This window comes from Streptomyces sp. NPDC037126, from assembly GCF_055605965.1.
Window position 1 is genome coordinate 462,605 of the sequence record NZ_JBVJTD010000001.1, and the last position, 24,778, is coordinate 487,382.

At 73.2% G+C, this 24,778-nt stretch carries 25 protein-coding genes; 15 read left to right on the top strand and 10 right to left on the bottom strand.

The genetic code is table 11. The features are described 5' to 3' along the window. Window positions 1-122 precede the first annotated feature (122 nt). The 5 genes from ACZ7FF_RS02085 (at window position 123) to ACZ7FF_RS02105 (ending at window position 5,169) form a co-directional block, all read left to right on the top strand. Window positions 123-704: an XRE family transcriptional regulator gene (locus ACZ7FF_RS02085; RefSeq protein ID WP_470808697.1), complete on the top strand. Its 582-nt coding sequence runs from the start codon at window positions 123-125 to the stop codon at window positions 702-704. 187 nt (window positions 705-891) lie between these two features. After that, window positions 892-1,419 (top strand): toxin, encoded by a 528-nt coding sequence (locus ACZ7FF_RS02090; protein ID WP_470808698.1) that lies wholly within the window; start codon window positions 892-894, stop codon window positions 1,417-1,419. Further along, window positions 1,416-2,567, top strand: coding sequence for an MAB_1171c family putative transporter (locus ACZ7FF_RS02095; RefSeq protein WP_470808700.1), 1,152 nt, complete (start codon window positions 1,416-1,418; stop codon window positions 2,565-2,567). Before ACZ7FF_RS02090 ends, ACZ7FF_RS02095 begins: the two co-directional genes overlap by 4 nt. Window positions 2,568-2,583: 16 nt before the next feature. Then, a complete protein-coding gene (locus ACZ7FF_RS02100; RefSeq protein WP_470808701.1) occupies window positions 2,584-3,765 on the top strand; it encodes an MAB_1171c family putative transporter in 1,182 nt (393 codons plus the stop codon). 15 nt (window positions 3,766-3,780) lie between these two features. Then, window positions 3,781-5,169, top strand: coding sequence for an NAD(P)/FAD-dependent oxidoreductase (locus ACZ7FF_RS02105; protein WP_470808703.1), 1,389 nt, complete (start codon window positions 3,781-3,783; stop codon window positions 5,167-5,169). Between the two features lie 156 nt (window positions 5,170-5,325). Here the strand turns inward: ACZ7FF_RS02105 and ACZ7FF_RS02110 are convergent, their stop codons facing one another. Continuing rightward, on the bottom strand, window positions 5,326-6,354 hold the full coding sequence (locus ACZ7FF_RS02110) for an MBL fold metallo-hydrolase (protein ID WP_470808704.1): 1,029 nt from the start codon (window positions 6,352-6,354) through the stop codon (window positions 5,326-5,328). Window positions 6,355-6,529: 175 nt separating this feature from the next. Between ACZ7FF_RS02110 and ACZ7FF_RS02115 the strand changes: the two genes are divergently transcribed. The 3 genes from ACZ7FF_RS02115 (at window position 6,530) to ACZ7FF_RS02125 (ending at window position 8,718) form a co-directional block, all read left to right on the top strand. Continuing rightward, window positions 6,530-6,859, top strand: a complete 330-nt coding sequence (locus ACZ7FF_RS02115) for a hypothetical protein (protein WP_470808705.1) — start codon at window positions 6,530-6,532, stop codon at window positions 6,857-6,859. A 170-nt stretch (window positions 6,860-7,029) separates the two neighbouring features. Further along, window positions 7,030-8,481: an aldehyde dehydrogenase gene (locus ACZ7FF_RS02120; RefSeq protein WP_470808707.1), complete on the top strand. Its 1,452-nt coding sequence runs from the start codon at window positions 7,030-7,032 to the stop codon at window positions 8,479-8,481. Between the two features lie 3 nt (window positions 8,482-8,484). Further along, window positions 8,485-8,718: a ferredoxin gene (locus tag ACZ7FF_RS02125; protein WP_470808708.1), complete on the top strand. Its 234-nt coding sequence runs from the start codon at window positions 8,485-8,487 to the stop codon at window positions 8,716-8,718. 105 nt (window positions 8,719-8,823) lie between these two features. On the opposite strand, the gene ACZ7FF_RS02130 is transcribed toward ACZ7FF_RS02125, so the two are convergent. Then, window positions 8,824-9,480, bottom strand: a complete 657-nt coding sequence (locus ACZ7FF_RS02130) for a TetR family transcriptional regulator (protein ID WP_470808710.1) — start codon at window positions 9,478-9,480, stop codon at window positions 8,824-8,826. Between the two features lie 220 nt (window positions 9,481-9,700). Here ACZ7FF_RS02130 and ACZ7FF_RS02135 point away from each other — a divergent pair, with 220 nt between their 5' ends. The 3 genes from ACZ7FF_RS02135 to ACZ7FF_RS02145 are packed head-to-tail and all read left to right on the top strand — an operon-like array spanning window position 9,701 to window position 12,953. Then, a complete protein-coding gene (locus ACZ7FF_RS02135; RefSeq protein ID WP_470808711.1) occupies window positions 9,701-11,140 on the top strand; it encodes a glycosyltransferase family 4 protein in 1,440 nt (479 codons plus the stop codon). Then, on the top strand, window positions 11,134-11,886 hold the full coding sequence (locus ACZ7FF_RS02140) for a class I SAM-dependent methyltransferase (protein ID WP_470808712.1): 753 nt from the start codon (window positions 11,134-11,136) through the stop codon (window positions 11,884-11,886). The genes ACZ7FF_RS02135 and ACZ7FF_RS02140 overlap by 7 nt, the downstream gene beginning before the upstream one ends. After that, complete coding sequence (locus ACZ7FF_RS02145; RefSeq protein WP_470808713.1) at window positions 11,883-12,953, top strand: prenyltransferase/squalene oxidase repeat-containing protein; 1,071 nt, start codon at window positions 11,883-11,885, stop codon at window positions 12,951-12,953. The genes ACZ7FF_RS02140 and ACZ7FF_RS02145 overlap by 4 nt, the downstream gene beginning before the upstream one ends. Window positions 12,954-13,019: 66 nt before the next feature. On the opposite strand, the gene ACZ7FF_RS02150 is transcribed toward ACZ7FF_RS02145, so the two are convergent. Further along, window positions 13,020-13,313, bottom strand: coding sequence for a hypothetical protein (locus ACZ7FF_RS02150; RefSeq protein WP_470808715.1), 294 nt, complete (start codon window positions 13,311-13,313; stop codon window positions 13,020-13,022). Between the two features lie 128 nt (window positions 13,314-13,441). Between ACZ7FF_RS02150 and ACZ7FF_RS02155 the strand changes: the two genes are divergently transcribed. Further along, complete coding sequence (locus tag ACZ7FF_RS02155) at window positions 13,442-14,017, top strand: hypothetical protein (RefSeq protein WP_470808716.1); 576 nt, start codon at window positions 13,442-13,444, stop codon at window positions 14,015-14,017. Between the two features lie 171 nt (window positions 14,018-14,188). On the opposite strand, the gene ACZ7FF_RS02160 is transcribed toward ACZ7FF_RS02155, so the two are convergent. The 5 genes from ACZ7FF_RS02160 to ACZ7FF_RS02180 form a co-directional block, all read right to left on the bottom strand. Next, window positions 14,189-15,199, bottom strand: coding sequence for an LLM class F420-dependent oxidoreductase (locus ACZ7FF_RS02160; protein WP_470808717.1), 1,011 nt, complete (start codon window positions 15,197-15,199; stop codon window positions 14,189-14,191). Between the two features lie 105 nt (window positions 15,200-15,304). Further along, a complete protein-coding gene (locus ACZ7FF_RS02165) occupies window positions 15,305-16,099 on the bottom strand; it encodes a hypothetical protein (protein WP_470808719.1) in 795 nt (264 codons plus the stop codon). Window positions 16,100-16,182: 83 nt separating this feature from the next. Next, window positions 16,183-17,136, bottom strand: a complete 954-nt coding sequence (locus ACZ7FF_RS02170) for an N-acetylmuramoyl-L-alanine amidase (protein ID WP_470808721.1) — start codon at window positions 17,134-17,136, stop codon at window positions 16,183-16,185. A 22-nt stretch (window positions 17,137-17,158) separates the two neighbouring features. After that, window positions 17,159-17,812: a class I SAM-dependent methyltransferase gene (locus ACZ7FF_RS02175; RefSeq protein ID WP_470808722.1), complete on the bottom strand. Its 654-nt coding sequence runs from the start codon at window positions 17,810-17,812 to the stop codon at window positions 17,159-17,161. Window positions 17,813-17,907: 95 nt separating this feature from the next. Next, window positions 17,908-19,653, bottom strand: coding sequence for an MFS transporter (locus ACZ7FF_RS02180; protein WP_470808723.1), 1,746 nt, complete (start codon window positions 19,651-19,653; stop codon window positions 17,908-17,910). A 125-nt stretch (window positions 19,654-19,778) separates the two neighbouring features. Here ACZ7FF_RS02180 and ACZ7FF_RS02185 point away from each other — a divergent pair, with 125 nt between their 5' ends. The 3 genes from ACZ7FF_RS02185 to ACZ7FF_RS02195 are packed head-to-tail and all read left to right on the top strand — an operon-like array spanning window position 19,779 to window position 22,579. Further along, entirely contained in the window at window positions 19,779-21,209 is a 1,431-nt protein-coding gene (locus ACZ7FF_RS02185; RefSeq protein ID WP_470808725.1) for an MFS transporter, read from the top strand. Window positions 21,210-21,260: 51 nt separating this feature from the next. After that, window positions 21,261-21,800: a SigE family RNA polymerase sigma factor gene (locus tag ACZ7FF_RS02190; protein ID WP_470808727.1), complete on the top strand. Its 540-nt coding sequence runs from the start codon at window positions 21,261-21,263 to the stop codon at window positions 21,798-21,800. Then, window positions 21,800-22,579, top strand: a complete 780-nt coding sequence (locus ACZ7FF_RS02195; protein WP_470808728.1) for a hypothetical protein — start codon at window positions 21,800-21,802, stop codon at window positions 22,577-22,579. Before ACZ7FF_RS02190 ends, ACZ7FF_RS02195 begins: the two co-directional genes overlap by 1 nt. Before the next feature lies 1 nt (window position 22,580). On the opposite strand, the gene ACZ7FF_RS02200 is transcribed toward ACZ7FF_RS02195, so the two are convergent. Continuing rightward, on the bottom strand, window positions 22,581-23,222 hold the full coding sequence (locus tag ACZ7FF_RS02200; RefSeq protein WP_470808730.1) for a response regulator: 642 nt from the start codon (window positions 23,220-23,222) through the stop codon (window positions 22,581-22,583). A gap of 256 nt (window positions 23,223-23,478) precedes the next feature. Beyond that, on the bottom strand, window positions 23,479-24,774 hold the full coding sequence (locus tag ACZ7FF_RS02205) for a sensor histidine kinase (protein WP_470808731.1): 1,296 nt from the start codon (window positions 24,772-24,774) through the stop codon (window positions 23,479-23,481). Window positions 24,775-24,778 lie beyond the last annotated feature (4 nt).

A 24,778-nucleotide genomic window follows, 5' to 3' on the forward strand; every position in this document is an offset into this window, starting at 1 on the left:
TCAACGATTGCTGCCTATTTGGGCAGGAGGTGTTGCCACGTCTGGTCGGCGTCCGGGGGACCGGGTAGCCTCGCGTCCGTCCAGTCACCGATCAGGACGACACGCCCAGGGGGGGGACCTCGGTGAGTGACGCCCACACCTCGCTGGCCGAGCTGCTCGTCCGGCTGGGCGAGTTGACCGGCCGGCCCGGACGGCTGCCGGAGGCCCTGGACGTGGCCGACCTCTCGCACCGCACCGGCATCCCGGTCGGCATCGTTGTCGACCTGCTCGGCGGCGGCCGCGCACCGGAGGCATGCCTGGCCCAACGGGTGCGTCAGCGACTGGACTTCATCCGCGAGACCCGCCGCAGACCCGACGGCAAGCGGTACTCGCTGGACGAGCTGGCCAGAATCGCCGGAACCAGCCGGCAGTGGCTGAGCGAGTGGCGCAAGAGCGGCATGCCGGGCCTGGAGCACACCGACCGGCTGCGCCGGCACTTCGGCCTGCCCGCGGGCTTCTTCACCGCCGACGAACCCGAGGCGCTGTACGAGGCGTTGCGGCCGGTGGCGCAGAGCCTGCAGGCCCAGACCGACCCGCTGCTGCGGCTGCGCGAGAGCGGACTGGTACGGCTCGCCGCCCGCGCCCCGCAGATGAACGCACGCCAGCTCGCCACCCTCGCCGACCTGGCCGAAATGATCATCTCCTCGGAGCCCGCCGGCAGCTGACGGCACCGCGGAGGGCATGTGTTTTGGCCACCCCACGGCCCCCTCGGTACCCCGTTTCCGCGGTACGTCCCTTTCGTTCCGCGCACACGCCCCGGAGCAAGGTGGCCCGAGCGGCGGGGACTTGGCATATTGCGATCAGACGTGACCGCTTGCAGCCCCCGGGGGAATGGTGCGTACAACCAGGAAGATGCGCCGGTTCGCCAACGCGCTCACCGACCCCCTCAGGGTGCCGATCCCCGCCGACCCCGGCGACCTCCTCTCCGCGCTGGTCGACTCCGCCTCCCGCTGGCGTGGCCGCCCCATCGTCGTCCACCTGGCCAACTTCCCGCCGCACTCCTCCGCCACCGGCCTCTGGATCGAGCGCGGCACCCGCGACGACATCGTCATCGAGGCGGACGCCCCACCCTGGATGAAGCTGGTGATCCTCGGGCACGAGCTGTGGCACATGGCCGACGACGACCCGTCCCACCTGGCCGCACACGCCGACGGCCGCACGCCGGCCGGCGGTGACGGCGCCCGGCCGACCGCGGCGCGCACCCGGTTCCTGGAGGCCGCGGAACAACGGGCCGATCTGTTCGGCATGCTGATCGGCGACCGGCTGCGCCCCTGGCTGAAAGCATCCCCCGATTCCGTCTACGCGGCGCACACCTCCGGCACCGACGACCTCGCGGGGCGCATCGGGGCGGCCCTCAACTACCGCGGGGCCGAGAGGTGAGTGACCTGATCAACTACGCCAGCTGCGGCCTGCTGTGGCTGGGGCTGCTGGCCAAGGCGCCCGATCTTCTGCGCCGGTGGCGCGACCCCTTCCTGCTGGCCCTCAGCAGCGTGCTGGCCTTCGCCTCGCTGTGCTTCCTGTTCGGCGCGCCCCACACGATCGGGTTCATCAACGGCGTCAGCGGCGTGCCCAACCTGGCCGCCCCGCTGACGTACGCGGCGATCACCGCCTACGGCGCCGCGTCCCTCGTGCTCGTCCTCGGCTGGCGCGGCGGACCCGGCACGGCCCGCGCCATACGGTGCTGGACCCTCGGCTACACGGCCGTCCTCGGCTGCGTCGCCGTCCTGTTCACCCTCGGCGACGCGCCGGTGGAGCGCCGGCGGGACTTCGACACCTACTACGCCACCACGCCGTACATCGCCGAGATGATCGTGCTGTACCTCGTCGCGCACCTGACGGCCGTGCTCGTCACCGCCTGCCGGTCCCTGTCCTGGGCCCGGCACCTGCACGGCTCCCTGCGCGCCGGCCTGGTGACCATGGGACTCGGCACCATGGTCAGCGGGGGGTACAGCGTCTCGAAGCTCGTCGCCGTCGCCGCCCGCTGGTGCGGGTCCGACTGGTCCGCCATCGGTACGACGTTCTCGCCGGCCTGCGCCGGGCTGAGCGCGGCGCTGACCGTCGTCGGCATCGTGATCCCGCTGGTCGGCCCCTATCTGGCGACCCGCGCCCGCTACTGGCGGCAGTACGCGCGGCTGGGCCCGCTGGAGCAGGAACTGACCGAACTCCTCACCCGCGAGTACCTGCGCGTCCCGCGCCCCTTCTGGCCCTCGCCCGCCCGCCGGCTGACCTGGCGGCAGAGCTCCATCTACAACGGCCTGCGCTATCTGGAGCGGTACTTCGACGAGGGCCTGTACCGCCGGACGTACACCGACCGCCTGCGCACGACGGGCGATCCGCGCGGGGCGGAGGCCGCCGCGTGGGCCGCCGCGATAGCCGCCGCGACCCGGGCCGTGCGCGAGCCCGGCACCGGGCCCGTGGCCGCCGGGGCGCACGGGGCGTTCCCGGGACGCCCCGACCTCCCGGCGCTCCTGCGCATCGCCGACGTCCTCGCCGACAGCACCGGCGAGCCTGTCCTGGCCATGTGCTGAACGGAGCCGTCGACCCATGAGTCTCGTCGTGTACTCGGCGGCAAGCCTGTTCGCCGTGACCGCCCTGCTCCTCTTCCGCAGGCCGCGCGTCGCCCTGCGGGACCCGCTGACCGCCTCCACCTGTGTCTCGATCTTCCTCGGCGGACTGTGCTTCTTCTGCTCGGCCCCCGTCACCCTGTCCGCGGTGAACACGCTCACCCGGACCCCCAACTTCGGCGCCCCGATGACCTACAGCGTCATCTCCGCGTACAGCGCCTCCCTGCTGATCCTGCTGATCAACTGGCGCGGGGGGCCCGCCGACCAGGTCCGGCGCTGGGTGGTGCGGGTCGCCACCGTGTACAGCCTGCTGATCGCCGCCATCATCACGCTGTTCGCCCTGGCGTGCGCCCCGGTTGAACGGCTGCGGGACCTCGACACGTACTACGCGAACACGCCGTACATGCGCGAGATGATCGTGCTCTATCTGCTGGGGCACGGGGCCTGTGTGGTGATCACGTGCTGGGTGTGTCTGCGATGGTCGCGGGAGGTGACCGGCATTCTCAGGGTCGGCCTGCGCCTCATCATGGCGGGACTGGTGGTCGACGTGATCGGCTTCGAGTGCGCCAAGATCACGGCGGTCGCCGCCCGCTGGACGGCGCACGACCTCGACCACCTGTCCACCGACCTCGCCCCGCCCGCCTCCGCCCTGGGCGCCCTCGTCTGCAGCGCGGGCTTCGTGCTGCCCCGGCTGCTGCCCGCGGCCCAGGCCCAGTGGCGGAGCATCTGGGACTACCGGGAGCTGGCCCCGCTCTGGGCGGAACTGCGCAGCGTGCCGACCGCGCCCAAACCGGCGCCCCCGCGCTGGCAACTGCCGCGCGGCCGGCTGTACTACCGCGAGATCCGCATCCTCGACGCCCTGCTCGCCCTCCAGTCCCGCTGCGACGGCCGGGTGCGCGAGACGGCGTACCGCCAGGCCCGGACGCAGGGCAGCCCGCCCGGCGAGGCCCACATCATCGCGGCCGCCGCCATGGTCGTCGACGCCGCGCACCAGGCCCGCCGGCCGCAGCAGCCCGAGAGCCCGGAACCGGCCGGCACCTCCCGCCTGCACACCGCCGTCTTCTCGGACACCGGCGAACTGGTCCAGCTGGCCCGGGCGCTGGCCGGGTCACCCGTCGTCAGGGCAGCTCGCGAAGACGCGGCCAGAGCCACCCAGAGCTGAAGGAAGAGAACCGTGATGTCGCACAGAGCCGTTGTCATAGGCGCCGGACAGGCCGGCCTGCTCGCCGCCGCGGCGTTGTCGCCGGCCGTGGACCACGTGGTCGTGCTCGACCGCGACGAACTGCCCGACGCGCCCGGGCACCGCAAGGGCCTGCCCCAGGCCCGCCACGCCCATCTGCTGATGCCCGGCGGCCTGGAGGCGATGGAGAGGCTCCTGCCCCAGGCGGAGGTGCGCAAGCACCTGCTGGCGGCGGGGGCCAGGGAACTGGCGCTCAGCTCCGGCATGGTGGCGCTCACCCCCGCGGGCTGGTTCCGGCGCTGGCGGCACCACGAGTACGTCACCATCACCTCCAGCCGGCCGCTGCTGGACTGGGTGGTGCGCAGGGCGGTCCTGGACAGCCACCCCAACGTGGAGGTCCGCCGGGCCCGGGTGACCGGACTGCGCGGCAGCGGCCGCCGGGTCGACGGCGTGCTTCTCGACCGCGACGGCCGGGCGGACGAGCTGGACGCCGACTGGGTGGTGGACGCCGGCGGCCGCGGGACCCGGGTCGTGCCCTGGCTCGACGCCCTCGGCGTCCGCGGCATCCGGGAGAAGAACGTCGACAGCGGCCTCGCCAACGCCACCCGGGTGTACCGCACTCCGCCCGGCGCGCGGGACTGGCCGCTGACGCTGGTGCAGGCCGACCCCTTCAGCGGCCGGCCCGGACGCAGCGGCATGATCGTCCCCATCGAGGACGACCAGTGGATGGTCAGCCTCGGCGGGATGCGCGGCAGCGAACCCCCGAGCGACCCCGACGCCTTCCTGCGCTACGCCCTCGGCCTGCCGAGCCCCCTGGTGGGCCGGCTCATCGCCGACGCCGAGCCGCTCACCCCGGTCTTCACCAGCCGCAGCACCAGCAACTCCCGCCGCTACCTGGAGCGGGCCCCCCTCTGGCCCGAAGGCTTCGTCGCGCTCGGCGACGCCGTGGCCACGTTCAACCCGCTCTACGGCCAGGGCATGTCCGTGGCCGCGCTCGGTGCCCTGGCCCTCGCCGAGGCGCTGCGGGACAGCGGCGTCGACGCGCCCGGGCTGGCCCGCCGCGTCCAGGGCGCGGCGGCCCGGTACGTGGAGGCGGCCTGGACCATGGCCGTCAGCACGGACGTGCTGTACCCCGGGGTGGTGGGCGGCAGCCCGACCGCCGCCGACCGCATCGCCGCGAACTACTCCAGGCGCCTGACGAGGGCGGCCACCGGTTCCTACACGGCGGCGTCCGCCCTGTGGGACGTCACCAGCCTGCGCACCGGACCGGACCGGCTGATGCGGCCGGGCGCGCTCCTCGCCGCCCTGGCGGGACCCGCCCTGCCGCCGCTCGCCGGACCACCCCTCACCGCGGCGGAACACGCCTTCCTCGCAACCCTCAACTGACCCCGGCCCGGGGGGTGGGACCGCCGACGGGAGGTGCAACATCCGAGAGACCAGCGGCCAGTTACCGCCGACCCGGTCCCGTGACGGGCGTTCCGACCGCGAGCGGCCCACGGCGAGCGGCCCACCACGACGCGACCGGTCCCACCGCGGCCCCTCTCACACCGCCGCGTACACCACCGGGTCGGTTCCCGGTATCGGCTCGGCGCGACCCTGTTTCACCAGTCGGCGCAGGTGGGACTCGGCCTCCGACACCGCGATGGTGCGCGAGCCGTAGGGGATGTCGGCCCAGGGGCGGTTCCACTCCATCCGCTCCGCGAGCTGCCAGGGCGTGAGCGGCTCGGCGAGCAGGGCGAGGAGCCCGGCGAGCCGCTCCTCGTGGTGCGCGAGCAACTGCCCCACCCGGGCGGGCGCGTCGGTGAAGGCGTGCTGGTGGGCCGGGAGGACCTCGGCGGGCGTGAGGCGGCCCACCCGCTCCAGGGAGTCCAGGTAGTCGCCGAGGGGATCGGTCACGGTCGCGTCGTCGGGGTCCTCGTACAGACCGATGTGCGGGGTGATCTCCGGCAGCAGGTGGTCGCCGCTGAACAGCCGCCCCCGGCCCGGCAGCCGCCCCGGATGCTCCTCCTCCAGGTGCAGGCAGACGTGGCCGGGCGTGTGGCCCGGGGTCCAGACGGCGCGCAGCCGGCGGCCGGGCAGGTCGAGCAGTTCGCCGGGGACGATCTCGCGGTCCGGCAGGGCGGGGGAGAGGCCGGGCACCCCGCGCCGGCTCCGGGCGGCCCGCAGCGGAGCGACGTGGTCCTCGGGCGCACCGGCCGCGCTGAGTTTGGCGGCCATGTACCCGTACCACCGCTCGGGCCGCGTCTCCCGCGCCCGCCGCACGATCGCCGCGTCGGCCGCGTGCATCGCCACCCACGCCCCGGACGCCTCGCGGACCTGGCCGGAGAGCCCGTGGTGGTCGGGGTGGTGGTGGGTGACGACCACCCCGTACAGCTCCCGGACCGCCGTACCGCAGGCTGCGAGCCCCGCCACCAGCGTGTCCCAGGAGGCCGGATCGTCCCAGCCGGTGTCGACGAGCACCGGGCCCCGGTCGGTGTCCACCACGTACACCAGCGTGTGCCCGAGGGGATTGTCCGGTATCGGCACCTGAACCGACCGCACGCCCCCGCCGTGATCGAACGTCCGCGCCATCTGACCACCCCTCCGCCCGCCGTCCCCGCGACCTTTGCCCACTATAGCCAGAACTGATGAGACGTCAGATCCGTCTGCGCGAGGTGGCCGGGCGGGCCGTCCGCCCACGATTTGCGTCAGACTAATGGGCCATTAGGGTGGAAATATCCCATATAAGCATATCTGGGGAGATCTCATGCGGCGAAGGACCATCAAGAGGGCCGCCGCCCTCAGCTCTGTCCTGGTGGCGACGGGTGTCGCCCTCATGCCGCTGGGCGTTCAGCCGGCGTTCGCGTCCTCTCCCGCGGCGCAGGTGAGTTCCGCCTCGGTCCTCCCGGGGCAGAACGACTTCCGGCTGGGCTTCCGGCAGGGCTTCCGCGACGGCTTCGCCGACGCGCGCACGGACTGCATTCGCCAAGGCTACGGAGCCGGCTACGCGAGAGGCCACGATTCTCCGTGGGCGCGCGGCTACGTCCAGGGCTACACGCAGGGCTACAACGCGGCCTACAACCAGTTCTGCGACTGAGGCCGCCGGGAGTTCCACGACCGCGGCCGTCGACACTCCGCGACCAGGGCCGTACCAGCGGTGAACCCGCCGGTGCGGCCCTGAACGGCATCGCCCATTGCCCCCCGTAACTAGAACTGGTATCAGTTCTGAAACAGCGTCAGATGCGGTGCGGCGGGAGGCAGTCGGCCATGACCGAGCTCGTGGAACACGGACAGCTGTTCATCGGCGGGGAGTTGACCGACCCGTCGGGCGAGGACGTCATCGAGGTGATCTCGCCGCACACCGAGGAGGTCATCGGACGGGTGCCGCACGCCTCCCGGGCGGACGTGGACCGGGCCGTGGCCGCCGCGCGCCGCGCCTTCGACGCGGGCCCCTGGCCGCGCGCGTCCCTGGCGGAGCGGATCGAGGTGGTCACCCGCATCAAGGACGGTATCGCCGCCCGGCACGAGGAGATCGCCCGGGTGATCTCCGCCGAGAACGGCTCCCCCTACTCCTGGAGCGTCCTCGCGCAGGCGCTCGGCGCGATGATGGTGTGGGACTCGGCGATCCGGGTGGCGCGGGACTTCGTGCACGAAGAGCGCCGGGACGGCGTCCTCGGCCCGATCCTCGTGCGCCGTGAGCCGGTCGGCGTGGTGGCCGCCGTGGTGCCGTGGAACGTGCCGCAGTTCGTCGCCGCCGCCAAGCTCGCGCCCGCGCTGCTGACCGGCTGCGCGGTCGTCCTCAAGCCGTCCCCGGAGTCCCCGCTGGACGCCTATCTCCTCGGCGAGATCGCCCGCGAGGCCGGTATGCCCGAGGGCGTCCTCTCCATCCTCCCGGCGGACCGCGAGGTCAGCGAGTACCTGGTCGGCCACCCCGGCGTCGACAAGGTGTCCTTCACCGGGTCGGTCGCGGCCGGCCGGCGCGTGATGGAGGTCGCCGCCCGCAACCTCACCCGGGTCACCCTGGAACTGGGCGGCAAGTCGGCGGCGGTCGTGCTCCCGGACGCGGACCTCGCGGCCGCGGTGGCCGGGATCGTCCCGGCGGCCTGGATGAACAACGGCCAGGCGTGCGTGGCCCAGACCCGCATCCTCGTCCCGCGCGCCCGCTACGACGAGTTCGCCGACGCCTTCGCCCAGGCCGCGGGCGCCCTGAAGGTCGGCGACCCGCTGGACCCCGCCACCCAGGTCGGCCCGCTGGTCGCGCGGCGCCAGCGGCAGCGCAGCCTCGACTACATCCGCATCGGCCAGGAGGAGGGCGCCAAGATCCTCACCGGCGGCGGCCGTCCGGCGGCCCTGGAGCGCGGCTGGTACGTCGAACCGACCCTCTTCGGCGACGTCGACAACTCCATGCGGATCGCCCGCGAGGAGATCTTCGGGCCGGTCATCTGCCTTCTGCCGTACGGCGACGAGAGCGAGGCCGTGAAGATCGCGAACGACTCCGAGTACGGCCTCTCGGGCAGCGTGTGGACGGCCGACACGGAACGCGGCGTCGAGGTCGCCCGGCAGGTCCGCACCGGAACCTACTCCGTCAACACCTTCAGCCTGGACATGCTGGGTCCGTTCGGCGGCTACAAGAACTCGGGCCTGGGGCGGGAGTTCGGACCCGAGGGCTACGGCGAGTTCCTCGAGCACAAGATGATCCACCTCCCGGCGGGGGCGTAGCCCATGGGCGACCGCTGGCACGTCGAGGTCGACCGGTCCGTGTGCATCGGCTCGGCCCAGTGCCTCCACCGGGCCCCGGACGGCTTCCGCCTCGACTCCGCCCGCCAGTCCCGGCCCGTCGAACCGGACACCGACGCGAGCGAACACGTCCTCGCGGCAGCCGAGAACTGCCCGGTGGAAGCGATCACGATCACCCTCGCGGGCACCGGCGAACCGGTGTTCCCACCCGAGGAGTAGCCCTACCGGAGCCGCGGGCCACACTCCCGGCCGGACCGGCGGCGGCGCGCCGCCCGAGAGGGCGCGCATCCGGTCGTTCGGTCTCATCCCCGGCCTTCCCGGGCCTCAGGCCGAAGGCCCCGGCTCCGTCAGGTCGATGAGGCGGCAGACCGTTTCTATGTCTATCTTCACCTGCGCGATGGAGGCCCGGCCGGAGAGCCAGGTGATGAGGGCCGAGTGCCAGGTGTGCTCGATGACGCGGACCGCGGAGAGCTGCTCGGGGGTGGGGTGTTCGAGACCCACCGCGTCCAGGATGATCGCCGTGGTCTGGCGGGAGACCTGGTCCGCCTCGGGGGAGACGCTGCGGTCGGCGAAGGTCAGCGCGCGGACCATCGCGTCGGCCAGGTGCGGCTCGCGCTGCAGGGCGCGGAAGGCCCGCATCAGGGTCTCCGCCACCCGTTCGGCCGCCGTGTCACCGGACGGCGGCTTCTTCCGCAGCGTGCCGTGCATGTGCTCCAGCTGGTCCTGCATGGTGGCGACCAGCAGATGCACCTTGGACGGGAAGTAGCGGTACAGCGTGCCGAGGGCCACCTGGGACGACTCGGCGACCTCGCGCATCTGCACCGCGTCGAAACCGCCCCGGCTGGCCAGCTGCGCGCTCGCGCGCAGGATCCGGCGGCGACGGGCCTCCTGCCGCTCGGTGAGGGGCGGCGGTGGGGGTCCCCCCGCTCGAGCGGAGCCGAGAGTGGGGGACGGACGCGACGTACTGGCTTCCGCTGGCATGGGTCCCGCTCCGTGACAATCGGTGAGGGCGTCTGTAGGGCACGTGATCAAACAGCATGACAGGGCTGCGCGCCGTGGCGCGAATCACCTGATCCACTGCTCACAGCGCCCCTACCTGCCGGTAGATTCAGAGCCTCTTGAACGATCAAGTCTGAAACTTGTTCTAGATTACCGTCCCGTCGTAGTCTCGCGGGACAGTGCAGGCAGAAGGGGGCACAGAGTGACCGCTGAGGCCCGGGAAGCGGGTGCCCGGGAGCACTCCGCCGCCGACGGCGAGCGACCGCTCGACATCGCACTCCTCACCTATAAAGGGAACCCGTTCTGCGGCGGGCAGGGCGTCTACGTACGGCATCTCTCGCGTGAGCTCGCCCGCCTCGGCCACCGGGTGGAGGTCATCGGCTCCCAGCCCTACCCCGTCCTCGACGAGGGCCACCCCGGTCTCACCCTGACCGAGCTGCCCAGCCTCGACCTCTACCGCCAGCCCGACCCCTTCCGCACCCCCGGGCGCGGCGAGTACCGGGACTGGATCGACGCCCTGGAAGTGGCGACCATGTGGACCGGCGGCTTCCCCGAGCCGCTGACCTTCTCCCTGCGCGCCCGCCGCCTGCTGCGGGCCCGGCGCGGCGAGTTCGACGTCGTCCACGACAACCAGACCCTCGGCTACGGCCTGCTGGGCGACATCGGCGCGCCCCTGGTCACCACCATCCACCACCCCATCACCGTCGACCGGCAGCTGGAGCTGGACGCGGCCGACAGCCGCAAGCGCCGCTACTCGGTGCGCCGCTGGTACGCCTTCACCCGCATGCAGAAGCGCGTCGCCCGCCGCCTGCCCTCGGTCCTCACCGTCTCCGGCACCTCCCGGCAGGAGATCGTGGACCACCTCGGCGTCCGGGACGACAGCATCCACGTGGTCCACATCGGCGCCGACACCGACCTCTTCTCGCCGAATCCCGGCGTCCCCGAGGTGCCCGGCCGGATCGTCACCACCTCCAGCGCCGACGTGCCCCTCAAGGGCCTGGTCTTCCTGGTCGAGGCGCTCGCCAAGGTGCGCACCGAGCACCCGCACGCCCACCTCGTCGTCGTCGGCAAGCGCCCGCAGGAGGGCCCGGTCGCCCAGGCGATCGAGCGCTACGGCCTCGGCGGCGCCGTCGAGTTCGTCAAGGGCATCTCCGACGCCGAGCTGGTCGACCTGACCCGCTCGGCCGAGGTCGCCTGCGTGCCCTCGCTGTACGAGGGTTTCTCGCTGCCCGCCGCTGAGGCCATGGCCACCGGCACCCCGCTGGTCGCCACCACCGGGGGCGCGATCCCCGAGGTCGCCGGCCGCGACGGCGAGACCTGCCTGGCCGTGCCGCCCGGCGACGCGGGCGCGCTGGCCGCGGGGCTCGGCCGGCTGCTCGGGGACCCGGAGCTGCGGGCACGGCTCGGCCGCGCCGGGCGCGAGCGGGTGCTGCAGAAGTTCACCTGGGCCCGCGCCGCGGAGGGCACGGTGGCCCGCTACCGCGAGGCCATCGCCCGCTCCGCCGCGGCCACCGGCCTCCCCGCGGGCGCCGGCGCCCCCGCGCCCCAGAACCCCGGCCGTACCGCGGCCCCTGCGAGCGTCGCGTCCGCGGCCTCGACGAGTGACACCGGCGTCTACACCGAAAGCAGGGCCACGTGCTGACCGTCGACTTCTCCCGGTTCCCGCTCGCCCCCGGCGACCGAGTCCTGGACCTCGGCTGCGGGGCGGGGCGGCACGCCTTCGAGTGCTACCGGCGCGGGGCGCAGGTCGTGGCCCTCGACCAGAACGCCGAGGAGATCCGCGAGGTCGCCAAGTGGTTCGCGGCGATGAAGGAGGCAGGGGAGGCCCCCGAGGGCGCGACCGCCACCGCCATGGAGGGCGACGCGCTCGCGCTGCCGTTCCCCGACGAGTCCTTCGACGTCGTCATCATCTCCGAGGTGATGGAGCACATCCCCGACGACAAGGGCGTCCTCGCCGAGATGGTCCGCGTGCTCAGGCCGGGCGGGCGGATCGCCGTCACGGTGCCGCGCTACGGGCCCGAGAAGGTCTGCTGGGCGCTGTCCGACGCCTACCACGAGGTCGAGGGCGGCCACATCCGCATCTACAAGGCCGACGAGCTGGTGGCGAAGATCCGCGAGGCCGGCCTGAAGCCGTACGGCAGCCACCACGCGCACGCCCTGCACTCGCCGTACTGGTGGCTGAAGTGCGCCTTCGGCGTCGACAACGACAAGGCGCTGCCGGTGCGGGCGTACCACAAGCTGCTGGTCTGGGACATCATGAAGAAGCCCCTCGCGACCAGGGTCGCCGAGCAGGCGCTGAACCCGGTCATCGGCAAGAGCTTCGTCGTCTACGCGACCAAGCCCCACCTGCCCCGTCTCCCCGAGACCTCCGAGGCGGCCGCCAAGTGACCACCCCCCGGACAGAACACCTCGTCCTGCCCGGGGTCCTCACCGCCGAGCAGGCCGCCGCGACCGTCCGCGGCATCCTCGCCGTGCAGCGGGAGGACGGCGCGATCCCGTGGTTCCGGGGCCACCACCTCGACCCGTGGGACCACACCGAGGCGGCCATGGCCCTGGACGCGGCCGGCGAGCACGAGGCCGCCGAGCGGGCCTACCTCTGGCTCGCCCGGCACCAGAACGAGGACGGCTCCTGGTTCGCGGCCTACGCCGACGGAGCCCACGACGAGGTCACCGACCGCGGACGCGAGTCGAACTTCGTGGCGTACATAGCCGTCGGCGTCTGGCACCACTACCTCTCCACCGGCGACGACACGTTCCTGGACCGCATGTGGCCGTGCGTCCACGCGGCCATGGAGTGGGTGCTGCGCCTCCAGCAGCCCGGCGGCCAGATCGGCTGGCGACGCGACGACGACGGCACGCCCGCGTCCGACGCCCTGCTCACCGGCAGCTCCTCCGTGCACCAGGCGCTGCGCTGTGCGCTCGCCATCGCCGAGCAGCGCGAAGAGACGCAGCCCGACTGGGAGTTGGCGGTGGGCGCGCTGCGCCACGCGATCCGCCGGCACCCCGAGCGCTTCCTGGACAAGGACCGCTACTCGATGGACTGGTACTACCCGGTCCTCGGCGGCGCCCTGGCCGGGGCCGAGGCCGAGGCGCGCATAGCGGAGTCCTGGGACCGGTTCGTCGTCCCGGGACTCGGTGTGCGCTGTGTCGTGCCCAACCCGTGGGTGACCGGCGGCGAGTCCAGCGAACTCGCGCTCGCCCTGTGGGCGGTCGGCGAGTCGGATCGGGCCCTGGAGATACTCCAGTCCATCCAGCACCTGCGGGAGCCGGAGTCCGGCCTGTACTGGACGGGCTACGTCTTCGACGACCAGGCGGTCTGGCCGCGCGAACTCACCACGTGGACCGCGGGTTCGCTGCTGCTCGCCGTGGCCGCGCTCGGTGGTCACGAGGCCACCTGCGCGGTCTTCGGCGGCGACCACCTGCCGGCCGGCCTGGCCCCCGACTGCTGCCGCTAGTGCTGCGACCGGAAAGGTTCACCGGCTCGCGACGCCCGGCACGGCACCAGCCGGGGGCCCGCCGGGTCAGTGCCGGTGGACGCGGTTGGCGATGGCGTGGCCGATGAAGAGGTAGACCACGGCTGCCAGACCGTAGCCGGCGACCACCCGGGCCCAGGCCTCGTGGAACGTGAAGAGGTCGTGGGACCAGCCGGCCAGCCAGGCGGCGGCGTCGTGCACGAACTGGACCAGGCTGTTGGCTCGGTTCGCGTCCAGCAGATACATGAGGATCCACAGGCCGAGGATCAGCGCCATGATGTCGGCGACGACCGCGATGACCGTCCCGGCCTGATTCGCATTGTTGCGATATCGAGGGGACATACTCTCCGGATTGCCGGACCGCGCACGCTGAAACCCGAACGGCGTCCCCCGAGTGGCGCAGCCGCCCGCACCGGGTGAGGCTGCCCGAGGAAGCCAACCGCTCGGGGAGACACGTCCGGAGGGAACTCGTGCCCGTACCGATACGACGCCTTGGCGTGGCGCTCACCCTGTGCTGCGCCCTGCTGGCCGGTTCCACCGCCTGCGGAAGCGGCGACTCGACGACCACCAGTACGAAGGACACGGCGGCGGTGCAGGCGGCGACGGCCGCCAAGCCCAGCCCGACCACGTCCGCCGAGAAGCAGAAGTTCGCCAAGACCCGCTTCGTGGCGAACGCCGGTCTCGCGGCCGGTGCCACCTACCAGTGGATCGTGAAGCCCCTGAAGGCGGGCACGTTCAAGAAGGGCGCGCACGGCCGCAAGACGGCCCTGCTGAAGGCGGGCCTCGCCGGTGCCTTCACCTACAACCGGCTCAAGGCGGCGGAGAAGAACGCCAAGGGCGACCCGCTGCTGTCGAAGGCGCTCGCCCCGCTGAGCTCCGGCATCGAGAGCCTGAAGGGCCTGCCCGCCAAGCTGCGCAGCGGTGACGCGAACGCGGCCGGCTCCTTCGACGACGTCATCAACAAGGTCAAGGGCGCGGGCGCGAGCGCCGGTGCCCCGGTCAAGGACCAGGTGCCGTCGGCGGCCCAGCTCAAGAGCGGCTCCTAGGGCCTGTCTGGCCATTCCCGTCTGCCGCGCGACGCCATGCACGCACGCTCGCCGCGTCGGCCCCTGACCCGAGTACGTCCGGTACGAGGGCCTGGGGCCGGCACGCCGAGAGCACGCACCCGACGCCGCGCGGCCGCCCTTCGGGCGACGACGCGCATGGCCAGACAGGCCTTAGCAGTTCAACTCCGCGAGGACCCGCAGGGTGGCCGGGTCCGGTGACAGGACCAGCAGGTCCGTCACCGGACCCTTGCGCCACAACTCCAGCCGCTCCGCGATGCGTTCGCGCGGGCCGACCAGGGAGATCTCGTCGGCGAAGGCGTCCGGCACGGCCAGCACCGCCTCCTCGCGGCGGCCCGCGAGGAACAGCTCCTGGACGCGGTGGGCCTCCTCCGCGTAGCCCATGCGCGCCATGAGGTCGGCGTGGAAGTTGCGGGAGGCGTGCCCCATCCCGCCGATGTAGAAGCCCAGCATCGCCTTGACGGGCAGCAGCCCCTCGGCGACGTCGTCGCACACCTTCACCCGGGCCATCGGAGCCACCAGGAACCCCTCCGGCAGCTCCCGCACCACCTCGCCGTACGCGTCGGGCCGGCTCGGCGACCAGTACAACGGCAGCCAGCCGTCGGCGATCCGGGCCGTCTGGGCCACGTTCCTCGGCCCCTCGGCGCCGAGCAGCACGGGCAGGCCGGGGCGCAGCGGGTGGGTGATCGGCTTGAGCGGTCTGCCGAGACCCGTGCCGTCCGGGCCCCGGTAGGGCAGCGGGTGGAACCGGCCGTCCGACTCCACCGGCGCCTCACGCCTGAGCACCTGCCGTACGACGTCCACGTACTCCCGGGTCGCGGTGAGCGGCGACGCGGGGAACGGGCGGCCGTACCAGCCCTCCACCACCTGCGGCCCGGACAGCCCGAGTCCGAGCATCATCCGCCCGCCGGAGAGGTGGTCCAGGGTGAGGGCGTGCATCGCGGTGGTCGTCGGTGCGCGGGCGGCCATCTGGGCAACGGCCGTACCCAGCTTGACGGTCGAGGTCTGTGCGGCGATCCAGGTGAGCGGGGTGAAGGCGTCCGAACCCCAGGACTCCGCCGTCCACACGGAGTCGTAGCCGAGCCGCTCCGCCTCCTGCGCGAGCGGGACGTGGTCCCTGCCCGGGCCGCGTCCCCAGTAGCCGAGTGCGAGACCGAGCCGCATGCGCCTGCCTCCTGACGGTACGTCAGTTCACAACCGGGGGGCGACTGTACGGCAACGGCCCCCCGCCCGGAAGGGCGAGGGGCCGAAGGCGGCGGGGTGCGCGGTTCAGCCGCGCTGGATGCCGGAGGTGTCCTGGAGGACGCCGCGGCGGCCGTCCTGGGTCTGCGCGACCAGCGCGGGCCCGCGCTGCTCGACGGCCAGGTACCAGGTGCCCGGCGCCAGTTCGGCGATCGGGTTCGGGGAGCCGTCCTCCGCGAACAGCGGGCGGGTCGCCGGCACGGCGAACCAGAACGGCGAGAAGTCCTGCCCGGCCGGGCCCGGAGCCGGAGCGCCCTGCGCCGCCGGCGGCTGCTGCTGCCCGAACGGCTGGCCCTGCTGCGGCTGGGCCCCGTACGGCTGCTGCGGCTGGGCGCCCGGGTAGCCGTAACCGGCGGGCGGCTGGGCGCCGTAGGGCCCGGGGGCGGCCGGCTTGGGAGCCGGGACCAGCGCGGCCTGCAGGGCGGGGACCATGGGGGTGGCAACGGCGGCGGCGGCGAGGACGAGGGCCGCGATGAAGCCGAGGACGAGGCCGGCGCCGGCGTCCACGCCGTCGGGCACGTCGATCAGCGTCCACAGCAGGGACCAGGCGGCGAGGATCGCGAACGCGGTGCCGGTGGCGCCGAGGTCGAGCCCGAGCACCTTGCGCGGCTGCGGCGTGCAGCGGTTGACGACGATGAGGACGGCGCCGATCACCGCGCCCATGTAGATGCCCAGTCCGGTGCCCAGGTCGTCCCAGGCGTTCTGCGTGTGCGTGGCGCCGAAGCCGGAGTAGCTGTAGAAGGTGAGGAACGACGCGATGAACAGCAACACCGCTGCTCCGATCACCGCGCCGTCGCCTCTAGTGAGGGAGCGGATGTTCACTTCAGGTCCTTCGTAAGTCGTCACGTCGTCGGTAGACACTACCGTCAGCAAGATCCGACCGTACGGCCGGTTCCGCCCGCCGGTCACGACTCGCGCAGGAAACTCACGATTCCCTCAGAGATCCCCTGCGCGGCCTTCTGCCGCCAGGCGCCGCTGGTCAGCAGTGCCGCGTCCTTGCTATCGCGCATGTTGCCGCACTCGATGAACACCTTGGGAACCGTTGACAGATTGAGACCGCCCAGGTCCGTGCGCGTGACGAGACCGGTGCCGTCGCCGACGTAGTTGGAAGGCGGCTCGCCGGTCTCGCGCAGGAACGTGCCCGCGATGCGCGTGCCGAGCGCGCGGGAGGGCCCGACGATCGGCCGGGTGTCGGCGGCACCGGCGTGCACGGAGCCCGGCAGGATCACGTGGAAGCCGCGGTCGCCCTCCGCGGAGCCGTCGGCGTGGATGGAGATGGCCGCGTCGGCGTGCGCGGTGTTGCCGAACCGTGCCCGCTGGTCCACGCACGGTCCCCAGGGCGGGCTGTCGCCGTCGTGGGTCAACCGCACGGTGGCGCCCTGCTGTTCCAGGATCGTGCGCAGCCGGTGCGCCACGTCCAGGGTGAACCGGGCCTCGGTGTAACCGGCGTTGGTGGACGTCCCGGTGGTGTCGCACTCCTTGCGGTTGGTGCCGATGTCCACCTGACGGTTGATCTCGGCCGTGTGCCGGAAGTTGCCCGGGTTGTGCCCCGGGTCGATGACGATCACCTTGCCGCTGAGGGGGCCGGTGCCCAGCGGCGTCGGCTTCCCGGCGGGCGCCTTGGCGTCGTCGGAGGGCCGGGCGGACCGCGCCGGGGGCGAGGAGGAGGCCGCCGAGGTCCGCGCGGCGGGGGCGGCGGAAGCGGTGTCGGAGCCCTGCGGGCCGCCGCCGCCCACCGTCTCGTACACCAGCCAGCCGAGCAGTGCGCCCGGCACCAGCGCGGCGAGGGCCACGGTCAGCGGGCCGCGCCGGGACCGGCGCGGCTGCGGGGGTTCGAACTCAGGGCCTAGGTACGACACGTCTGCGACTCTAACCGGGACCTCAGATCCCCGCTCCCGTTCGCCGCAGGACACGCAGCGAGCCCGTCACTCCCACCTCGGTGAACGCGCCCGACTCCAGGGCCCGCAGGTACACCCGGTAGGGCGCCTGCCCGGTGAACTCGTCCTCGGGGTGCGGGAAGACGTCGTGGATGACGAGGAGGCCCCCCTCGGCCACGTGCGGGGCCCAGCCCTCGTAGTCGGCGCCGGCGTGCTCGTCCGTATGGCCGCCGTCGACGAAGACGAGGCCGAGCGGGGACCGCCAGATGGCCGCGATCTGCGGGGAGCGGCCGACGAGGGCGACCACGTGGTCCTCCAGGCCCGCCCGGAACAGCGTCCGGCGGAAGGTGGGGAGCGTGTCCATCAGGCCGACCTCGGGGTCGACGGTCGCGGGGTCGTGGTAGTCCCAGCCGGGCTGCTGCTCCTCGCTGCCGCGGTGGTGGTCGACGGTCAGCGCGCTCACCCCGGCCGCACGGGCCGCGTCGGCGAGCAGCACGGTGGAGCGCCCGCAGTACGTGCCGACCTCCAGCAGCGGCAGCCCGAGACGCCCGGCCTCCACGGCGGCCGCGTACAGCGCCAGCCCCTCGTCCACGGGCATGAACCCCTTGGCCGCCTCGAAAGCGGCCAGGATCTCGGGCTTGGGGGCGGCGGGGGCCATGGAGCGCCTCTCTGTCGTACGACTGTCCGACCGCCCATGCTGCCGCACCCCCGGCCACCTGGGTGACCGGGGGTGCGGTGTGAAGGGGGCGGCCGCTACGCGCTGACGGTCTCCCCGGGCAGCGAGAGGTCGAGGTCGACGGCCCGCTCCTCGCCCGAGTGCGTCGCGGACGAGGCGCGCGGCCCATGGCCGGAGGCCTTCGCGGCGAGGACGTACGCCCCCTCGGCGGGCACGGCGAGCGCGTACGTGCCGTCCTCGCCGGAGACGGTGGCGCCGGCCTGGCGTCCGCGCCGGTCGATCAGGGTCACCTTGGCGCGGGCGACCGGGAGTCCGGAGGCGTCCAGCACCCGGCCGCGGAACCCCCGCAGCACCTGCTCGGCCCGCTCCAGGTTGGCCTCCTCCTCGCTGCTGGCCCGCAGCTGCGTGTGCTGCTCGGCCGGGCGGGGCGCCTTCGGCAGGAACAGGGCGAGCACCAGGCCCACGGCCACGGCGCCCGTGGCGATCAGGAAGGAGACCCGGAAGCCGTGCATGGTCGGGATCGCCAGGCCGCCCACGTCGTTCGCCGTGTTGGCCAGCACCATGCCGATGACGGCGCTGGAGACGGACGTGCCGATGGACCGCATCAGGGTGTTGAGGCCGTTGGCCGCGCCGGTCTCCGAGGCCGGGACCGCGCCGACGATCAGCGCGGGCAGCGAGGAGTAGGCGAGTCCGATGCCCGCGCCGAGGATCACGGAGGTGACGATCGTCTGCCAGGCCGCGTCCATCAGGCCGAGGCCGCCGCCGTAGCCGACGGCGATGATCAGCAGGCCGATGAGCAGGGTGACCTTGGGGCCGAAGCGGGCGGACAGCCGGGCGTAGACGGGGGCGGTGAACATCATCGTCAGGCCCAGCGGGGCCACGCACAGACCCGCGACGACCATCGACTGGCCGAGGCCGTAGCCGGTGGCCTTCGGCAGCTGGAGCAGCTGGGGCAGGACCAGGGAGACGACGTAGAAGGCGACGCCGACCATGATCGACGCGAGGTTGGTGAAGAGCACGGCGGGGCGTGCGGTGGTGCGCAGGTCGACCAGCGGCGCCTTGGCGCGCAGCTCGAACAGGCCCCACAGGAGGAGCACGACGACGGACGCGGCGAACAGGCCGAGCGTGGTCCCCGAGGACCAGCCCCAGTCACTGCCCTTGGTGATGGGCAGCAGGAGCAGCACCAGGCCGGTGGACAGGCCCAGGGCGCCCAGCAGGTCGAAGGAGCCCTCGGCGCGCATCGGGGTCTCGGGCACGGTGAGGAGGGTGAGGGCGATGGCGAGCACGCCGAGGCCGGCGGCGCCGTAGAACAGCACGTGCCAGTTCGCGTGCTCGGCGACCAGCGCGGCGGCGGGCAGTGCGAGGCCGCCGCCGACGCCGATGGAGGAGCTCATCAGGGCCATCGCCGAGCCGAGCCGCTCGCGCGGCAGCATGTCCCGCATCAGGCCGATGCCGAGCGGTATCGCGCCCATGGCGAAGCCCTGCAGGGTGCGGCCCACGATCATGGTGAGCAGCTGGCTGGTGAGCGCGCTGACCAGGGCGCCGACCACCATCACGGCGAGGCTGAGGATCAGCATCCGCCGCTTGCCGTAGAGGTCGCCGAGCCGGCCCATGATCGGGGTGGCGACGGCGCCGGACAGCAGCGTCGAGGTGAGCACCCAGGTGGCGTTGCTGGGGGCGGTGGCCAGCAGCTGCGGCAGGTCCTTGATGACCGGCACGAGCAGCGTCTGCATCACCGCGACCACGATGCCCGCGAAGGCGAGCACCGGGACGACGGCCCCGCTCGCCGGCCGGGCCGGTTGGTCGGTCGTCGAGTGGGTCATTGAGTGAGGCCTCCCGTAAGACATAAGTGGCGGGTAAACCTCGTATGCACAGGCAACTATTCCGTTGCTTCGAGCGTCTAACGAATTCTTGACCATCCCATGGGTTTCTGATCCTGCGTCAGGGGATGGCACCCATGCTGGAAGCCGCCGACACCTCGCCCCTCATATCCCGCCGTACGGCGCCCCCCACCTGGCTGGTGGTGGCCCTGGCGTGCGCCGGGCAGTTCCTCGTCGTGCTCGACGTGTCCGTCGTGAACGTGGCCCTGCCGTCGATGCGCGCGGACCTCGGGCTGAGCGCCACGGGACTCCAGTGGGTGGTGAACGCGTACGCCATCGCCTTCGCCGGCTTCATGCTGCTCGGCGGCCGGGCCGGCGACCTCTACGGCCGCAAGCGGATGTTCCTGGTGGGGCTCGGCCTGTTCACGCTGGCCTCGCTGGGCGGCGGCCTGGCCCAGGAGGGCTGGCAGCTGCTGCTGGCGCGGGCCGTGCAGGGCCTCGGCGCGGCCGTGCTGGCGCCCGCCACCCTGACGCTGCTGACGGCGGCGGTGCCGGAGGGGGCCGCGCGGGCACGGGCGATAGCGACCTGGACCGCGGTCGGCGCGGGCGGCGGCGCCGCGGGCGGACTCGTCGGCGGGGTCCTCGTCGACGCGCTGTCCTGGCGGTGGGTGCTGCTCATCAACGTGCCCGTCGGCGCGGTGGTCCTGGCCGGCTCGATCCGGTGGCTGACGGAGAGCCGGGCCGGCGACCGGCGGCGCCTCGACCTGCCGGGCGCGCTGCTCGTCACCGCGGGACTCGGCACACTGGCCTACGGCATCTCGCAGACCGGGGCCGAGGGCTGGACCGCCCCGGCCACGCTCGCCCCGCTGCTCGCCGGACTGCTGCTGGTCGCCCTGTTCCTGCTCACCGAGGCGCGTACGGCGGCCCCGCTGATGCCGCTCGGCCTGCTGCGGGTGCGCCCGGTGGCCTCGGCGAACGCGGCGATGTTCGTCTCCGGCTCGGCGATGTTCTGCATGTGGTACTTCATGACGCTGTACGCCCAGAACGTCCTCGGCTATTCGCCGCTGCAGGCCGGCGCCGCCCTCGTGCCCAGCTCGCTGTCCGTGGTCGTCGGCTCCAAGCTCGCGCCGCGCCTGATGCGGAAGGTGGGCGCGCGGACCGTCGCGGTGCTGGGCACGCTGGTGGCCGCGGCCGGCTTCGGCCGGCAGTCGACGATGAGCGCGCACGAGGCGTACGTCACCGCGATCATGATCCCGGGCATGCTGATGATGTTCGGCGCGGGCCTGGCCACGACCCCGCTCGCCGCCCTGGCCACCTCGGGGGCCGCCCCCGGCGAGGCCGGTGTGGTGTCGGGGCTCGTCAACACCTCCCGCACGATGGGCGGTTCGCTCGGGCTCGCGGTGATGTCCACCGTCGCCGCGACCGGGACGGGCTCCGGCCACGGCCCGGAGGCGCTGACGGACGGCTACGCGCTGGCCTTCCGGGCGAGCACGGCGGTGCTGCTGGGCGGGGCGCTGCTGATGCTGCTGTGGCTGCCGCGCAGGATCTCCTCGAAGTGAGGCAACGGTCCGGCCCGCTCGTGGACTCCTTCTGACATCTAGGAGGTGCCCATGGGGGACGGGAAGCAGGCTCGGAACGAGGAGTTCCAGAGCTTCGTGGTCGGCCGCTGGCCGCGGCTGATGCGTACGGCGTTTCTCCTCACGGGGGAGCGGCACGCCGCGGAGGACCTGGTCCAGACGACGCTCGAACGGGTCTACGTCGCCTGGCGCCGGGTCCGCACGGCCGACGACCCGGAGGCGTACGTGCGACGCGTGATGATCAACGCGCACGCGCGCAGACACCGAAGACGACTCAAGGAGTTCCTGGCCCCGAAGGACGACGCGGGCCTGGTGCGCGAGGTGGCCGACACGGGGGACCGGATCGCGCAGGCCGACGACCGCGGCGCGCTGCTCGGGGCGCTCGCCCAACTGCCCCCGCGGCAGCGGGAGGCGGTGGTGCTGCGCTACTGGGAGGACCTGACGGAGACCCAGGCGGCGGAGGCGATGGGCTGCTCGGTCGGCACGGTGAAGAGCAACGCGGCCAAGGGGATCGCGAAGCTGCGGGCCGTGCCGGGGCTGGCGGAGACGGCGACGTACGGAGGGCGGAAGTGATGAGCGCGGACCGGGAGAACCACGACATGGCGCCGACGGACATCGCGCTCCTCCTCGCGGACGCGGCGGACGGGGTCGAGATCGGCACGGCCCCCGTCCAGGCGGTCGTCCGCGGCGGCCGCAGACGCCGGGCCCGCCGCTGGGCGACGGCGACGGCCACGGCCCTGACGCTGGTGGGGGCGACGGGGGCGGCGCTCGCGGTGACGGGCCTGCCGGGGCAGGGGCACTCGGGCCGCACGGAACCGGTGGCGCCCCGTCCGACGCAGGTGCGGGCCCGGCATGTGGACGAGCCGCAGCGCACGGAGCTGGCCAGGGGCCTGTACCAGGGCAAGGAGTGGCGCGCGGAGCTCCAGGTGTGGGATGCCCCGCGCGACCGGGCGGAGGCCGTCCGGCAGTACGACGCGATGAGCAGAGCGGGACTGCAGCCGGCGGCGACCCGCAAGGCGGCCGACCTGATCGGCCGGGGCTCCTTCTTCGTCACCCGTGCCTGGGGCGGCCACCGCCCGCAGCAGAACATGTACGACACCACGGAGGAGTGGACCCGTCCGAGGGGCACCGACATGGAAGCCATGGCCACGCGTCTGGGCTACGGCCCGGAGAGTTCCGGACGGCTGGTGATCGGGCAGGTGGCCCGGACCGCGGGCCGGGTCAGGTGCGGCTGGGACGACGGCACCAGCATGGTGGCCGTGCCCCGGGCAGTCGCCGGACTTCCCTCCGACTGGTTCGTGTGCGTGGCTCCCGAGGGCAGGCACTACCGGAACGCCGAGGTGGTCCAGTAGCTCACAGCCAGCCCTGGCGGCGGGCCTCGCGTACCGCCTCCGCGCGGTTGCGGGTGCCCGTCTTGCCGATCGCCGAGGACAGGTAGTTGCGCACGGTGGACTCGGACAGATGCAGCCGCCCGGCGATGTCGGCGACCGTCGCACCGTCCACCGACGCCGTCAGCACCTCGCACTCACGGGCCGTCAGCGGGTTCGGACCGGCGCTGAGCGCGGCCGCGGCCAGCGCCGGATCGACCACGGTCTCCCCGGCGAGCACGCGCCGGATCGCCACCGCCAGTTCCTCCACCGGGCCGTCCTTGACGAGGAACCCGGCGGCCCCGGCCTCCATGGCCCGGCGCAGATAGCCGGGCCGGCCGAAGGTCGTGAGGATCAGCACCCGGCAGCCGGGCGCCTGCTCGCGCAGCTCGGCCGCCGCGTCCAAGCCGCTGGTGCCGGGCAGTTCGATGTCCAGCAGGGCGACGTCCGGCCGATGGGTGAGCACGGAGTCCACGATCGCGTCGCCCGAGGACAGCTGGGCCACCACCTCGATGTCCTCCTCCAGGCCGAGCAGCAGGGCGAGAGCGCCGCGCATCATGCCCTGGTCCTCGGCGAGCAGTACCCGGATGCACTTGGCGGCCCGACCGTCCCGGGGCATCTCGTTCATGGCCTCAGCGTACGGCCGCCGGCCGGGCCCACCGGCCGCTTCCCATGCCTCCACATCCCCGACACGGCGTCTCCGCCGGCCATGCCGTCTCCGCCGGTCGCCCCGGCCTCGCGGGCCACCCCGGCTTAGCCGGGCGCGGCCGCGCTGTCGGCGGCGGTGTCTTCGCCTCCGCTTCGGGATCCCGCCGTGCGCCACGACCGCCCGCTGCACCCCCGACCACGTCCGCCACCAGAACGGCCCGGCCGCCGCCGGACGGTCAGCGTGCCCCGGGTGCCGGGGCCCCTGCCGCCGTCAACTCCTCCGCGTCGACCGGGAGTTCGGCGCTCACCGTGAAGCCGCCGCGTGGTGACGGGCCGGCCGTGAGGGAGCCGCCCGCCGCCGCGAGCCGTTCGGTCAGCCCCGTCAGGCCCGTGCCGCCGATGCCCTCGCTCGGGCGGCTGACGGCCTCGCCGGTGCCGTTGTCGGTGACCGTCAGCCGGACCCGCTCGGGGGCGCTGTCCACGGTGATCTCGCAGCGGCTCGCGTCGCTGTGGCGCACCACGTTGGTCACCGCCTCGCGCACCACCCAGCTCAGCAGCGCCTCGGTCTGCGGCGCGAGCGGCGTACCGGACTGGCGCACCACGGGCTCCACGCTCCCCGCCGACAGCGCGGACCGGGCGCGGGTCAGCTCGGTGGCGAGGCTGCCCTCGCGGTAGCCGGTCACCGCCTCGCGGATCTCGGTCAGCGCCTGCCGGCCCACCGACTCGATGTCCGAGATCTGCCCGAGCGCCGCGTCCATGTCGCGCGGCGCCAGCCGCCGGGCCGCCTCGGACTTCACCACGATCACCGACAGGGTGTGCCCGAGCAGGTCGTGCAGGTCCCGGGAGAACCGCAGCCGCTCCTTCTCCACCGCGCGCCGGGCCAGCTCCTCACGGGCGGCCCGCAGTTCCCGCACGGCCTCGGACAGGCCGAGGATCGCGGCGGTGACCATCGTGGACAGGAACGTGGCGTAGCCGATGTTCGTGGCGTCCGACCAGTCGCCGCGCCCCCCGGAGACCACGGCCGAGTAGACGGCGAGCAGTATCCCGGCCCGGCCCAGCCAGGGTCCGCGCAGCGCGGCGCCCGTGGCGAGGCCGAGCAGCGGGAAGAACATCAGCCAGCTGCCGCCGTAGCCGAGCGCGAGCCCCGTGGTCAGCAGGCCCATGACCAGCAGCGCCAGCCGGGTGGACCGCGCCTTCCGCTTGCCCCGGTCGAAGGAGCGGAAGGTGACGTAGATGTACAGCGTGTTGAACAGGAACAGGCCGAGGCCCCCGACCAACGGGTTCGTGGTCCTGCCCTGGAGCAGGTTGGAGAAGGCCCCCATGCCCATCAGCAGCCACGGCAGCAGCGCGAAACCGGTGGGCGGCGGCCCGGGGTCGTCCACGGCCGGGGCCCCGCCCCGCTTCCGGGCCTCGCGCTGCGCCGCCTTGTAGCGCCGGGTCTCCGCCTTCCAGTGCTCGTGCTCCGACTTCCACGCGAGCCGGGTGTCCTGCCAGGCCCGCGCCTGGCAGGACACGGTCTTCCACCACGCCATCTTC